This window comes from Enterobacter sp. Taxon_8 (assembly GCF_058354585.1).
The window spans coordinates 281,031-293,673 of the sequence record NZ_CM177989.1 but is presented as its reverse complement, the minus strand read 5'-3'; the positions used below and the strand labels follow the sequence as shown (position 1 = coordinate 293,673).

Here is a 12,643-nt window from a genome sequence, read left to right as displayed (position 1 = left end):
TCAGCCTTTTCACCCTCAAAGCCGCAGCCCTGTCGGCTACGTAAAGAGGGGTGTACTTTACCTTACCAGGCGGGGATCGCGCATCTGCCGTTTAGGCGCTCATTCCGCGCAAGCGCTGCAGCACCGCCACCAGAACCGCTACAGACCAGCCCACCATCAACGCGCCCACCAGCCCCTCCACCCCGCCGATGAGCCGCCAGTGCTGGGGTAACGTGACGTCGCCGTACCCTACCGTCGCATAGCTCACCAGTGAAAAGTAGAAGCTGGTGTTCCAGTCATTAAACGCGTCGATGACAAAATAAAACGCGGCAAACAGTCCGGCCTCAAGGAGATGGGCGAAGATCATGGAGATCACGATACCGACATTGCGTAAAACAATGCGTACCGCAGAATCGACGTCTAATTTAATGAATTTTAAAACGCCAAACATCCACAGCGAATGAATCACCACGGTTAGGGTAAGCAAAACAATAATACTGAGTAGCTGCATGATGCGTGCTCTGACCAAAGAGAGTATGGCCCCGCGAGCGCGGCGGGGCATCTTGTCGAAGCTTAGTTGAACGGAGAGGAAAAGTTGGTGCAATAATTGCGTTGCGTGATTATTTCTCTGCCGGCACGACCAGCTTGCGGCTGGTTAGCAGCTGAAAACAATATATCCGCAGCGCACTATCTGTGAGTCACCTCTTATTTACATCATTTAAACCTTCCATTAACTGGATAAAAATAACGCGCCGTCGCTATAGTGGTTTTGTTTAATAAAACTAAGTTGTACCTAATAAAACCAAGAACACACCCTGCGAGGATACAATGACAGAACATTTACGTAACGGCGCGACCGCCACCGAGGACATAGAAAGAGAGACGATGCGGAAGGTGATCTGGCGTATTCTCCCGTTTCTGATTGTCAGTTACCTGGTCTCCATTATCGATCGCGGGAATATCGGCATGGCTTCGCTGCAGATGAATGAGGACCTTGGCCTCAGCAAAGCGGCGTTTGGCTTCGCCAGCAGCCTTTACTTCGTGGCCTATTTTTTGTTTGAGGTACCCAGTAATCTGGCCATGCAGAAAGTCGGCGCCCGGCTGTGGATCCCGCGCATTATGATCAGCTGGGGCATCGTCTCCATGGGCATGGCGCTGGTTCAAAACACCACGTCGCTCTATATCGTCCGTTTTCTTCTCGGGGCAGCGGAAGCAGGCTTCTTCCCGGGCGTCGTGCTGTATCTGACCTGGTGGATCCCTGCCCGCTACCGCGCGCGCATTATTGCGTCCTTTATGGTCGCCATCCCGCTCGCTAACTTCATCGGTTCCCCGCTTTCAGGGTTGATACTGTCGCTGGATGGCTGGCTGGGTCTTCGCGGCTGGCATCTGCTGTTCATCATTGAAGGCTTACCTGCGGTGCTGCTGGGTATTGCGGCCTGGTTTATTCTCCGGGATCGCCCTCATCAGGCGAAATGGCTGAGCAATGAACAGAAAAAGTGGCTGGAAACCACGCTGGAAACCGAGCGGAGCCAGCAAAAGAACATTGGGCATCAGACGACGTGGCAGTTGCTGAAGCATCGCCAAATCTGGCTGATGGCGCTGATTTACGCGGGCGCATCGTCCGCGGGCACCACCATCAGCGTCTGGTCTCCTCAACTGCTGAAATCCTTCCATCTCGATAATCTTGAGACAGGTCTGCTTAACGCCATTCCTTACGGCCTGGCATCGGTTCTGATGATTGTCTGGGGACGACATTCCGATCGCACCAACGAACGCCGCTGGCATACCGCGCTGACGCTGTTCATGATTGCTGCGGGCGTGTTCGCTGCCTTTGTAAGCGTCTCGCTCTTTGCCACTATCGTGATCCTGAGCATTATCCTGACGGGTGCGTATTCTATGAAAGGACCTTTCTGGGCGCTGGCATCCGGATGGATGAGCAGCTCCTCGGCAGCGGCGGGACTGGCCGCGATTGGCGCCATCGCGAACCTGATTGGCGGGGCGGTAATGGTAAATGCCTACGGCATGATCAGCGAGAGAACGGGCAGCTACACGCTGGCTATGCTTCCGCTAGCCGCGCTTTGCCTGGCCGGGGGTATCGCGGTGCTCATTATGGGACGGCAGGCCCGCAACGCTCAGCTACACGAAAAACAGGTCACACATTAGTGATGACAGAAGCGGGACAAATGTCCCGCTTCTGCGTTTAAAGATTTTCTTCCGCCGCGTCGCTCGTTTCACCAAAGAACTGCTGACAGAAGGGCTTACTGGCTCCCATTTTCTGCGACAGACGGCTGGCCGCCGCCTTCATCAATGGCCCTATCTCCTTCTCACGACGATCTTCCGTCAGCCGTGAGATGGGGCCGGTCAGGGCTAACGCCGCAACCAGCTTGTCGTGAACGCCGAAGACGGGCATCGCAAACGCCGCAGTGTGGGGATCGCGTGCGCCTGACGTATAGAAAGGGAGTTCTGCTTCTCCCTCCGGCAGGCTTTCATTGAGCCCCCAATGGCGCAAGACCTTACTAATGGCCGAATTATCGAGCGGGAACTGGCTGCCGGGAAGATTGCTGTGTCGCAGGCCGTGCGACGCTTCCGCGCGAAACAGGCAAAGGCGCTGCCCACCCTCCAGCACATACCAGCTGGCACTCTCCTGAGACGCCAGAGATAAGGCCTGAAGCTCTGGCTGAACCACCCGGGAAAGATGGAAAGATTGTTCATACAGCTTGCCGAGGTAAAGCAGACGTGGGCCAAGCGCATAATTGCCGTCTTCATGCCTGACGACGTAATTCATCCGTTCAAGAGAATTCATCAGGCGGTAAACCGTGGTTTTGTGATAACCCGACAGCTGTGCCAGCGCGGTCAGCGTCAGGCTCTCATCCCCAGGACGGAAGCAATCCAGTAAAGCCAGCGCTTTTTCAACCGCTACAACGCCTTCATTCCCCATCATTATCTCCTTGTTAGCCCGGCAGTGAGTGTACCTCAAATTTTGTGAGTCACTTCGTGTTTACATCACAAACGCCACCTCGGGTCTGGCTAAAAGGAAAGCAACACCGCTATAGTTGTTTTGTTCTGTACACCTGCATTTTACTCAGTAAAACAACATGGAGGCATTTATGTCCGTTACTGAAAAAAAACCGATTAATCGCCAGTTCGAGCGCGTTTCTGCCGAGGACGTTCGTCGGGCTGCCGAGTATCAGGCAGCTATTCTGGCCGACGTGGCCGGTCGCCGCGGTACGCTTCATGGCCGCATCAAACCGCTGGCCCCACACATGTCCGTTGCGGGTCCAGCCATCACCGTGGAAGTCCGTCCGGGGGATAATCTGGCGATTCATGCCGCGATGGCGGTTGCGCAGCCCGGCGACGTCCTGGTCGTCGATGGCAAAGGCGACCTGAGCTGCGCGCTGCTTGGCGAAATCATGGCCACTCAGGCTCAGGCGAGCGGCATTGCGGGCATCATTATTGACGGCGCTGTGCGTGACGCCGATTCCCTGAGCAAAGGCCACTACCCTGTCTTTTCTGCCGGTCTGAACCCCTGCGGCCCGACAAAGTTAATTTCTGGCCGGGTTAATCATCCCATTTCAGTCGCCGGGGCGACGGTTCAGGCCGGGGATCTGGTTGTGGCGGATATCGACGGCGTGGTCGTCATCCCGCGCGATGAGGTTCAGCAGGTTATCGCGCTGGCAAAAGAAAAGCTGGAGATGGAGACCCGGCGTCTTGCCGCCATCCGTGAAGGCGATTTGCGTCCACACTGGCTTGATGACGCGCTTCGTAAGGCCGGTATGTTGACCGACGGGGAGACGCTGTGATGGTGGGCAAAGACGTAGTTCTGGTTACCGGAAGCGACCTGGCGGAGCAGGCCATGGTGATGCTGCAGGGCTTTGAAGTGGTGTTTGCGGGCCGCCAGCCGACAGAAGATGACCTGATCGCGCTGTGTGAACGACACAATCCCGTGGCGATCCTGGTACGTTACGGCAGGATCACCGCGAAGGTTATGGATGCCGCCCCGGCTCTGCAGGTTATTTCCAAGCACGGAAGCGGGATCGATGTGATAGACCAGACGGCAGCGGCCGAACGCAATATCGCCGTCCGCGCTGCGCCAGGCGCAAACGCAGCGGCAGTGGCTGAACATACCTGGGCGCTGATCCTCGCCTGCGCAAAGTCAGTGGTGCCTCTGGACAAGCGGCTGCGGGACGGGCACTGGGATAAGGCGACGCATAAATCCATTGAGCTGGAGGGCTTAACGCTGGGGCTAATCGGGTTGGGCGCTATCGGCTCGCGCGTGGCGACTATTGGTCACGCCTTCGGCATGAAGGTGCTGGCTTACGATCCCTATGCTAAGTCCATGCCTGCCCTGTGCGAACGCGCAGAGACGCTGACCGGACTTCTTTCCCGTTCCGATGTCGTCTCTTTGCACTGTCCGCTGACCGATGAGAATCGGGGGATGATCAATAGCGAGACGCTCGCACACTGCAAGCGGAACGCCATTCTGGTCAATACGGCACGCGGCGGACTGATCCACAGTGAATCGTTACTGGCGGCGCTCCAGGATGGCACGCTGCACAGCGCCGCGCTGGACAGCTTTCCCCACGAGCCGCTGACCGCGCCGCACCTCTGGCAGTCCGTAGAAAACGTGGTTATTTCACCGCATATTGGCGGCGTTACCGCAGCGTCATATATCAGGATGGGGACCGTGGCCGCGAGCAATATTCTGGCCGTGATGGACGTCACCACCGTCAGCTTGTAAAGCCAACCGCGACGAGTGGCAGCGCGCTTATGTCACTTGTCTTCTGCCAGCGCCTGAGCACACGCCCAGGCACTTGCCCATGCCCACTGGAAGTTGTAGCCGCCGAGCCAGCCGGTCACGTCCATCACTTCGCCAATAAAATAGAGCCCCGGCACGTTGCGCGCTTCCATGGTGCGGGAAGAGAGCTCATTCGTGTCGACCCCGCCCAGCGTAACTTCCGCGGTGCGGTAGCCCTCAGTCCCGTTTGGCTGCACGCGCCAGTTTGTCAGGGTCTCCACCAGAACATCCTGCTCGCGGCTGTTAAGCTGCTTGAGCGACGCGTCGGGGATCTGCCCCAGCGCCTGCAAACATTCCACCAGACGTTTTGGTAGCTGCATTGCCAGGGTATTTTTCAGGCTTTGATTCGGGTGCGCGGTACGCTGCTCGTTAAGGAACGCGTCGAGATCGCAATCGGGAAGCAGATTCACCGTGACAAACTCCCCCGGCTGCCAGTAGCTGGAGATTTGCAGTACCGCCGGGCCGGAGAGGCCGCGATGGGTAAAGAGCAGGTTTTCACGGAACACGGTCCCGTCTTCGGCGGTAATGACGGAGGGAACGGACACGCCGGACAGCGTCTGAAGCTGCTCGAGAAGCGGTTTATGCAGCGTGAACGGCACCAGCCCGGCGCGCGTAGGCAGGACTTTCAGGCCAAACTGCTCGGCGATTTTATAGCCGAACGGGGAAGCGCCCAGCCCCGGCATGGACAGGCCGCCGCTGGCAATCACCAGGCTATCCGCACTGACGGTTTCACCGTTCAGCTGCAGCCTGTAGCCCTGGTCGTCGCGGGAAACCTCCAGCACCTCGGTGCGCAGGCGCATGACCACGCCGCCCTTCTCGCACTCGGCCACCAGCATATCGACAATCTGCTGCGCGGAGTCGTCGCAGAACAGCTGTCCCAGCGTTTTTTCATGCCATGCGATACCGTGCTTACCGACCAGGTCGATAAAGTCCCACTGGGTATAACGCGCCAGCGCAGATTTACAAAAATGACGGTTTTGGCTCAAATAGGCCGCGGGTTCAACATATAGATTAGTAAAGTTGCAGCGCCCGCCGCCGGACATCAGGATCTTACGGCCTGGCTTTTTACCGTTATCCAGCAGCAGCACGCGACGACCCGCCTGTCCGGCCATTGCCGCACAAAACATTCCCGCCGCACCGGCGCCAATTACCACGGCATCAAACCTTTCCACGTCAAAACCCTCTTTGTTAACTGCCGCGGATTGTAAAGTTTCCTCTGTGGTCACACCAGCGTAAAAAGATATTACAAAGGCATTCCATTGAAATTTAAAGAATATCCTTTATGAGGCATTTCTCAAATCAGGTGGTATGTCAAAAAAAGTCTATATTTCACTTTGCCCGCCGCGCATTTGTCCTGGATAATGCGCCGCGTTCATGTCCTCAAAATGGCGTAACGTCCTATGCTACATTTGTTTGCCGGCCTGGATTTACATACCGGGCTTTTATTATTGCTTGCTCTGGTTTTTGTACTGTTTTACGAAGCGATCAACGGCTTCCACGACACTGCAAACGCAGTAGCGACGGTTATCTACACTCGCGCAATGCGATCGCAGCTTGCGGTTGTTATGGCGGCGGTATTTAACTTCTTTGGTGTCCTCCTGGGCGGGCTGAGCGTTGCGTATGCCATTGTGCATATGCTGCCAACGGATCTGCTGCTTAACGTTAGTTCTGGCCATGGCCTCGCTATGGTGTTCTCAATGCTGCTTGCTGCAATTATCTGGAACCTCGGTACCTGGTATTTTGGCCTGCCTGCATCCAGTTCTCACACCCTCATCGGCGCGATTATCGGTATCGGGTTAACCAACGCCCTCATGACCGGTACCTCGGTTGTTGATGCGTTAAATATCCCGAAAGTACTGGGGATCTTTGCCTCACTCATCGTCTCCCCTATCGTGGGTCTGGTGGTGGCGGGCGGGCTGATCTTTATCCTGCGTCGTTACTGGAGCAATACCAAAAAACGCTCCCGTATTCACCTGACGCCAGCAGAGCGTGAAAAGAAAGACGGCAAGAAAAAGCCGCCATTCTGGACGCGTATTGCCCTGATCATTTCCGCTATCGGCGTGGCCTTCTCACACGGCGCGAACGATGGTCAGAAAGGCATTGGTCTGGTGATGCTGGTACTGATTGGCGTTGCACCGGCAGGATTCGTGGTCAACATGAATGCCTCCGGCTACGAAATCACCCGAACCCGTGATGCGGTAAACAACGTTGAAACCTATTTCCAGCAGCACCCTGAGCTGCTGAAAAAAGCGACCGGCGTTGACCAGCTGATCCCTTCTCCGGAAGCCGGTGCCACGACTGCACCCGGCGAGTTCCACTGCCATCCGGCAAACGCGATTAACGCGCTGGAACGTGCCAAAGGGATGCTGGGCAATATCGAAAGTTATGACAAACTGACCGTTGAGCAGCGTGGTCAGCTGCGTCGCATTATGCTGTGCATCTCTGATGTGACGGATAAAGTGGCGAAGCTGCCTGACGTGAATGTTGACGACCAGCGTCTGCTGAAGAAACTGAAAGGCGATATGCTCAACACCATTGAGTACGCGCCAATCTGGATCATCATGGCCGTCGCGCTGGCGCTCGGTATCGGTACGATGATTGGCTGGCGTCGTGTGGCGACCACCATCGGCGAGAAGATCGGTAAGAAAGGCATGACCTATGCGCAGGGCATGTCCGCGCAGATGACGGCGGCAGTGTCTATCGGTCTGGCGAGTTACACCGGTATGCCGGTATCCACAACCCACGTACTCTCCTCGTCCGTAGCAGGTACCATGATTGTTGACGGTGGCGGCCTGCAGCGCAAAACCGTGACCAACATTCTGATGGCCTGGGTGTTCACCCTTCCGGCCTCAATCCTGCTGTCTGGCGGGCTGTACTGGATTTCGCTGAAGCTGATTTAATCGGTTGAAGGCGACAAAAAAGCGGGTCAGGAAACTGACCCGCTTTTTTATGGCTGTTATTTGCAATCGAACATTTTATAACATTAGGATTTCCTGAACATTTTTTGCTCAAAAGAATTGCGAAGATAACACTATGATGACGGTCAGAAGAAAAACCAGACAAAGGAGAATGTATGGCTTCTGTCCCTATCTCAGGACCGGGTTCAATCGTTATAGCGAACAATATACGTGAGGCACGCCTTAACGGAATGTCACGCAATATGGCCACTCCCTCAACGTATTACTGGTTCTACCAAAAAGTCCGAAATGGTGGTCCCTGGGATTACAAAAAGTTCGACCCTTATTTTGCTGCATTTGGTAATTTCAACTTCGGAGCCGCCGGAACTGCAGCAGGCATTCCTGCAAACATCCTTCTTATGGGAGCAGGTTGGGCTCAAAGCCGTGCTGGCACATCAAAACCTGAATGGGGAAAATGGTACGAAAAGCCGCCTTACGGGGACGATCCAACGGACCAACGCAATATCAGAGAAGGAATAGAGTATGCCATTCAAAACGGCTACTAAATGGATTCATCGCCTTGTTACGGTTTCGCTTCTGGCTCTGGTCATTGGATTTGTGTGGCTAAACCACCAGCCCAATCAGCGAAATAACGATGCACTTCAACACGCTTATAAATTATCTGACAGCGTCTGGCTCTATATGACCGTGAACAATCAGGGTGGCGCCACCGTACCCACAATCTACCGTTACTATCTCTCGGAAAAGATAACAGGGAAAGACACCGACATTATCCATCAGTTGGCTAAGAAGCATCCTGTCATTGAAGGTACGGGTACAATTACTGCGGCCAGCATTGATACAAACGGAGACGTTAACATCGCCTATAGCGGGAAGGTTACTTCGATTGAGACCAATATCTCCGATCTTCGGTTCTCAGTTAAGCCCTGAACCAGAGGAAAGAAGGCGGGGCTGACCCCGCCTGCTGTGGTGATCAGTGCCAAATCATCAATGCAATCATGCTGACGACGACCAGCCCGCACAGGGCACTGGTCAAAATGAACTGACGACGCAGGCGCTCGCAGCGACGGATAAATTCTTCATCGTGATGATCGCGGTAGCGCTGGTAGTAGATGTATCCCACCAGACGCATCTGTTTGCTGGGCTGTCCATGCGAGGTGAAGAACCCTCCACCGTCCACATACTGATAAAGCAACGGATCGCAACCACGAAGTACCACTAACAGCGCACGTAACGATGAGAAGTAGCGCGCCATATTCACTATGCAAACTACGCATAACGCCCAAAACAATGCGACGGTGCTAATCATACATCCTCCCCGGCGTCCGCCCACGAAGCAAGGCTTCTGAGCTACCGCACCCCAATGCCCTGACAGACAGTTCAGTGAAAGAATGACCAAAAGTCGATCCGGTTCGCGTTTTAATATCCGAACGGCTCATTTAATAGTGTAGGAGATCCGTTAATTTTTTTGCCACAAGGTTAATCGTTATCAACACCAAAGCTTGAAAAATATGTTCAACTGGGCCGTAATGAAAGCATCAGACGACGGCTTTCCTATTTAGTCATCGATAACTTAAGGAAGGAGTAACACTATGGCTTACAAACACATTCTCATCGCGGTAGACCTCTCCCCGGAGAGCAAAGTGCTGGTTGATAAAGCGGTATCCATGGCACGTCCCTACAACGCGAAAGTTTCGCTGATTCACGTTGACGTGAATTACTCCGACCTCTACACCGGTCTGATCGACGTCAATCTGGGCGATATGCAGAAGCGTATCTCCGAAGAGACGCACCACGCCCTGAGCGAACTCTCCACCAACGCGGGTTATCCGATTACCGAAACCCTGAGCGGCAGCGGTGACCTGGGCCAGGTATTGGTTGATGCGATCAAGAAATATGACATGGACCTGGTGGTGTGCGGTCACCATCAGGACTTCTGGAGCAAGCTGATGTCTTCCGCGCGCCAGCTGATCAATACCGTCCACGTGGATATGCTGATTGTTCCACTGCGTGACGAAGAAGACGAGTAAGTGCAAAAAAACCCGGTGGCGCTAACGCTTACCGGGCCTACAGGCGGCACTAAATGTAGGCCGGGTAAGGCGAAGCCGCCACCCGGCTTTTTTTATTCCGGTGTCCCCGAATAAATATCAAACCGGTGCCCTTTGGTGGTCACCGCGTTAGTGGTCGCCACGTCCGCCAGCGGCGGTGCATAGTCAGGACGCTTCACCACTACCCGCTTCGTCGCCAGCTGACGAGCCGGCTCCAGCAGGCCATCCGCATCCAGATCAGGCCCCACCAGAGACTGAAACACCCGCATCTCTTTCTTCACCAGCGCGCTTTTCTGCTTGTGCGGGAACATCGGGTCGAGATAGACGACCTGCGGGCGCGGGGTGATATCCGTCAGCGCCGTCAGGCTGGAGGCGTGAATCAGCTGCAATCGTTCCTGCAACCACGGGCCGATTTCCGGGTCCGCATAGCCTCGCGTCAGCCCGTCGTCGAGCAGCGCAGCGACCACCGGATTACGCTCCAGCATCCGCACGCGACAGCCGACAGACGCCAGCACAAACGCATCGCGCCCCAGCCCCGCCGTGGCATCGACCACGTCCGGGAGGTAGCTCCCTTTGATGCCAACCGCTTTGGCAACCGCTTCACCACGACCGCCACCGAACTTGCGCCGGTGCGCCATCGCGCCGCCGACAAAATCGACGAAAATCCCGCCGAGCTTCGGTTCATCGCGTTTACGTAATTCGAGGTGTTCTGGTGTCATCACCAGCGCCATCAGGTTATCTTCATCATGTTCCAGCCCCCAGCGGGCGGCCAGAACAGATAAGGCGCCGTCTCCGGCGCCCGTTTCATCTACTAAGCAGATCTTCACGTAACAATCAGCCTTTGATCCCGTAATGCTCAAGCATCGCATCCAGCTGCGGCTCGCGGCCGCGGAAGCGTTTGAACAGCACCATTGGCTCTTCGGAACCGCCGCGGGTCAGGATATTGTCGAGGAACGACTGGCCGGTTTCGCGGTTGAAAATCCCCTCTTCTTCGAAACGAGAGAAGGCATCCGCCGCCAGCACGTCGGCCCACAGGTAGCTGTAGTAACCCGCCGCGTAGCCGCCAGCGAAGATGTGGCTGAACGCGTGCGGGAAGCGGCCCCAGGTTGGCCCAGGGATCACGGCGACCTGCTTTTTAATCTCGGCCAGGGTCTCAAGAATCTTCGCACCCTGCTCCGGGCTGAACTCGGCGTGCAGGCGGAAGTCGAACAGTCCGAACTCCAGCTGGCGCAGGATAAACATCGCCGCCTGGTAGTTTTTCGCCGCCAGCATTTTGTCCAGCAGCTCTTTAGGCAGCGGTTCGCCGGTCTCGTAGTGGCCGGAGATAAACGCCAGCGCGTCCGGCTCCCAGCACCAGTTTTCCATAAACTGGCTTGGCAGCTCGACCGCATCCCACGGCACACCGCTGATGCCTGCCACGCCTGCGGTTTCGATGCGGGTCAACATATGGTGCAGGCCGTGACCGAACTCGTGGAACAGGGTGATCACTTCATCGTGGGTAAAGAGCGCAGGTTTGCCGTTCACCGGACGGTTGAAGTTACAGGTCAGGTAGGCGACCGGCTTCTGCAGAGAACCGTCGGCTTTACGCATCTGGCCCACGCAGTCGTCCATCCACGCCCCGCCGCGCTTGTTCTCACGCGCGTAGAGATCGAGGTAGAAGCTGCCGCGCAGTTCGTTTTTCTCGTCATACAGCTCGAAGAAGCGCACGTCCGGATGCCAGACGTCGATATCGGTACGCTCTTTGGCGGTGATGCCATAGATGCGCTTCACCACTTCAAACAGGCCGTTCACGGCTTTGTTTTCCGGGAAGTACGGGCGCAGCTGCTCGTCGCTGATGCTGTAGAGGTGCTGCTTTTGTTTTTCGCTGTAGTAAGCAATGTCCCACGGCTGCAGCTCGTCCACGCCGAACTCCGCTTTCGCGAAGGCGCGCAGCTGGGCCAGCTCTTTCTCACCCTGCGGACGGGCGCGTTTCGCCAGATCGGTCAGGAAGTCGAGCACCTGCTGCGGGTTCTCCGCCATTTTGGTGGCGAGGGATTTATCGGCGTAGTTTTCGAAGCCCAGCAGCTGGGCCAGCTCGTGGCGCAGGGCGAGGATTTCCGCCATGACCGGGCTGTTATCCCACTTACCGGCGTTTGGCCCCTGATCGGAGGCGCGGGTGCTGTAAGCGCGGTACATCTCTTCGCGCAGGGCCTGGTTGTCGCAGTAGGTCATCACCGGCAAATAGCTCGGGATATCCAGGGTTAACAGGAACCCGTCCTGCTCTTTCGCTTCGGCCTGGGCTTTTGCCGCCGCCAGCGCGCTTTCCGGCATGCCTGCCAGCTCCGCTTCGTCGGTAATCAGCTTCGTCCAGCCCATGGTGGCGTCGAGCACGTTGTTGCTGTACTGGTTACCCAGCTCGGACAGGCGCGCGGCGATTTCACCGTAGCGGGTTTGTTTCTCTTTTGGCAGGCCAATCCCGGACAGCTCGAAATCACGCAGGGCGTTATCGACCGATTTTTTCTGCGCCGTGTTCAGTTCGGCATAATGGTCGCCGTCGCGCAGGTCGCGGTAGGCTTTGTAGAGCCCTTCGTGCTGGCCGACCCAGGTGCTGTACTCAGAGAGCAGCGGCAGGGTTTGCTCGTAGGCTTCACGTAGCTCCGGGCTGTTTTTTACCGAGTTCAGGTGGCTTACCGGGGAGAAGATACGCCCCAGCACGTCGTCCACTTCGGCCAGCGGCTGACACAGATTTTCCCAGGTGTACGGCCCGCCCTGCGCGACCACGCTTTCTACCGCCGCGCGGCAGTTGTCCAGCGATTGCGTAACCGCTGGAACCACATGCTCGGGGAGGATTTTAGAAAACGGTGGCAACGAAAAAGGCGTCAGTAATGGATTGGTCATAAACGCTGTCCTGTTGAAATAGGTGA

Annotated in this window: 13 protein-coding genes; 7 read left to right on the top strand and 6 right to left on the bottom strand. The window is 56.1% G+C overall.

Annotated elements, in window-relative coordinates; genetic code table 11:
- Nucleotides 1-91: 91 nt before the first annotated feature.
- Entirely contained in the window at nt 92-490 is a 399-nt protein-coding gene (locus AC4IBF_RS01320; RefSeq protein ID WP_133295284.1) for a potassium channel family protein, read from the bottom strand.
- Nucleotides 491-807: 317 nt separating this feature from the next.
- On the opposite strand from AC4IBF_RS01320, the gene AC4IBF_RS01315 reads away from it, so the two are divergent.
- A complete protein-coding gene (locus tag AC4IBF_RS01315) occupies nt 808-2,142 on the top strand; it encodes an MFS transporter (protein ID WP_491463117.1) in 1,335 nt (444 codons plus the stop codon).
- Between the two features lie 37 nt (nt 2,143-2,179).
- Here AC4IBF_RS01315 and AC4IBF_RS01310 read toward each other — a convergent pair whose 3' ends face one another.
- The gene (locus tag AC4IBF_RS01310; protein WP_111963718.1) at nt 2,180-2,917 is read right to left on the bottom strand and encodes an IclR family transcriptional regulator; all 738 of its coding nucleotides are present in this window, start codon (nt 2,915-2,917) and stop codon (nt 2,180-2,182) included.
- 169 nt (nt 2,918-3,086) lie between these two features.
- Between AC4IBF_RS01310 and AC4IBF_RS01305 the strand changes: the two genes are divergently transcribed.
- Nucleotides 3,087-3,779 (top strand): RraA family protein, encoded by a 693-nt coding sequence (locus AC4IBF_RS01305; protein ID WP_252093631.1) that lies wholly within the window; start codon nt 3,087-3,089, stop codon nt 3,777-3,779.
- Complete coding sequence (locus AC4IBF_RS01300; RefSeq protein ID WP_252093643.1) at nt 3,779-4,717, top strand: NAD(P)-dependent oxidoreductase; 939 nt, start codon at nt 3,779-3,781, stop codon at nt 4,715-4,717. Before AC4IBF_RS01305 ends, AC4IBF_RS01300 begins: the two co-directional genes overlap by 1 nt.
- Before the next feature lie 32 nt (nt 4,718-4,749).
- Here AC4IBF_RS01300 and AC4IBF_RS01295 read toward each other — a convergent pair whose 3' ends face one another.
- On the bottom strand, nt 4,750-5,946 hold the full coding sequence (locus tag AC4IBF_RS01295; protein WP_252093632.1) for a BaiN/RdsA family NAD(P)/FAD-dependent oxidoreductase: 1,197 nt from the start codon (nt 5,944-5,946) through the stop codon (nt 4,750-4,752).
- A 228-nt stretch (nt 5,947-6,174) separates the two neighbouring features.
- Between AC4IBF_RS01295 and pitA the strand changes: the two genes are divergently transcribed.
- The 3 genes from pitA (at nt 6,175) to AC4IBF_RS01280 (ending at nt 8,622) form a co-directional block, all read left to right on the top strand.
- Nucleotides 6,175-7,674, top strand: coding sequence for an inorganic phosphate transporter PitA (pitA, locus tag AC4IBF_RS01290; protein ID WP_127732547.1), 1,500 nt, complete (start codon nt 6,175-6,177; stop codon nt 7,672-7,674).
- 173 nt (nt 7,675-7,847) lie between these two features.
- Nucleotides 7,848-8,237, top strand: coding sequence for a polymorphic toxin type 44 domain-containing protein (locus tag AC4IBF_RS01285; RefSeq protein ID WP_252093633.1), 390 nt, complete (start codon nt 7,848-7,850; stop codon nt 8,235-8,237).
- On the top strand, nt 8,215-8,622 hold the full coding sequence (locus tag AC4IBF_RS01280) for a hypothetical protein (protein ID WP_127732549.1): 408 nt from the start codon (nt 8,215-8,217) through the stop codon (nt 8,620-8,622). Before AC4IBF_RS01285 ends, AC4IBF_RS01280 begins: the two co-directional genes overlap by 23 nt.
- Nucleotides 8,623-8,665: 43 nt before the next feature.
- Here the strand turns inward: AC4IBF_RS01280 and uspB are convergent, their stop codons facing one another.
- On the bottom strand, nt 8,666-9,001 hold the full coding sequence (gene uspB / locus AC4IBF_RS01275; protein WP_003861224.1) for a universal stress protein UspB: 336 nt from the start codon (nt 8,999-9,001) through the stop codon (nt 8,666-8,668).
- A gap of 283 nt (nt 9,002-9,284) precedes the next feature.
- Here uspB and uspA point away from each other — a divergent pair, with 283 nt between their 5' ends.
- On the top strand, nt 9,285-9,722 hold the full coding sequence (gene uspA / locus AC4IBF_RS01270) for a universal stress protein UspA (RefSeq protein WP_003861223.1): 438 nt from the start codon (nt 9,285-9,287) through the stop codon (nt 9,720-9,722).
- Between the two features lie 92 nt (nt 9,723-9,814).
- Here the strand turns inward: uspA and rsmJ are convergent, their stop codons facing one another.
- Nucleotides 9,815-10,567 carry a 16S rRNA (guanine(1516)-N(2))-methyltransferase RsmJ gene (gene rsmJ / locus AC4IBF_RS01265; protein WP_017384177.1) on the bottom strand — a complete coding sequence of 251 codons (753 nt, stop codon included), beginning with the start codon at nt 10,565-10,567 and terminating at the stop codon, nt 9,815-9,817.
- A gap of 7 nt (nt 10,568-10,574) precedes the next feature.
- Entirely contained in the window at nt 10,575-12,617 is a 2,043-nt protein-coding gene (prlC, locus tag AC4IBF_RS01260) for an oligopeptidase A (RefSeq protein ID WP_059363924.1), read from the bottom strand.
- Between the last annotated feature and the right edge of the window lie 26 nt (nt 12,618-12,643).

Bases quoted from the DNA above. Each gene is read 5' to 3' on its own strand.
- uspA (WP_003861223.1), top strand. From the start codon at position 9,285: ATGGCTTACAAACACATTCTCATCGCGGTAGACCTCTCCCCGGAGAGC.
- pitA (WP_127732547.1), top strand. From the start codon at position 6,175: ATGCTACATTTGTTTGCCGGCCTGGATTTACATACCGGGCTTTTATTA.
- AC4IBF_RS01300 (WP_252093643.1), top strand. From the start codon at position 3,779: ATGGTGGGCAAAGACGTAGTTCTGGTTACCGGAAGCGACCTGGCGGAG.
- AC4IBF_RS01285 (WP_252093633.1), top strand. From the start codon at position 7,848: ATGGCTTCTGTCCCTATCTCAGGACCGGGTTCAATCGTTATAGCGAAC.
- AC4IBF_RS01305 (WP_252093631.1), top strand. From the start codon at position 3,087: ATGTCCGTTACTGAAAAAAAACCGATTAATCGCCAGTTCGAGCGCGTT.
- AC4IBF_RS01280 (WP_127732549.1), top strand. From the start codon at position 8,215: ATGCCATTCAAAACGGCTACTAAATGGATTCATCGCCTTGTTACGGTT.
- AC4IBF_RS01320 (WP_133295284.1), bottom strand. From the start codon at position 490: ATGCAGCTACTCAGTATTATTGTTTTGCTTACCCTAACCGTGGTGATT.
- AC4IBF_RS01315 (WP_491463117.1), top strand. From the start codon at position 808: ATGACAGAACATTTACGTAACGGCGCGACCGCCACCGAGGACATAGAA.
- AC4IBF_RS01310 (WP_111963718.1), bottom strand. From the start codon at position 2,917: ATGGGGAATGAAGGCGTTGTAGCGGTTGAAAAAGCGCTGGCTTTACTG.
- uspB (WP_003861224.1), bottom strand. From the start codon at position 9,001: ATGATTAGCACCGTCGCATTGTTTTGGGCGTTATGCGTAGTTTGCATA.
- prlC (WP_059363924.1), bottom strand. From the start codon at position 12,617: ATGACCAATCCATTACTGACGCCTTTTTCGTTGCCACCGTTTTCTAAA.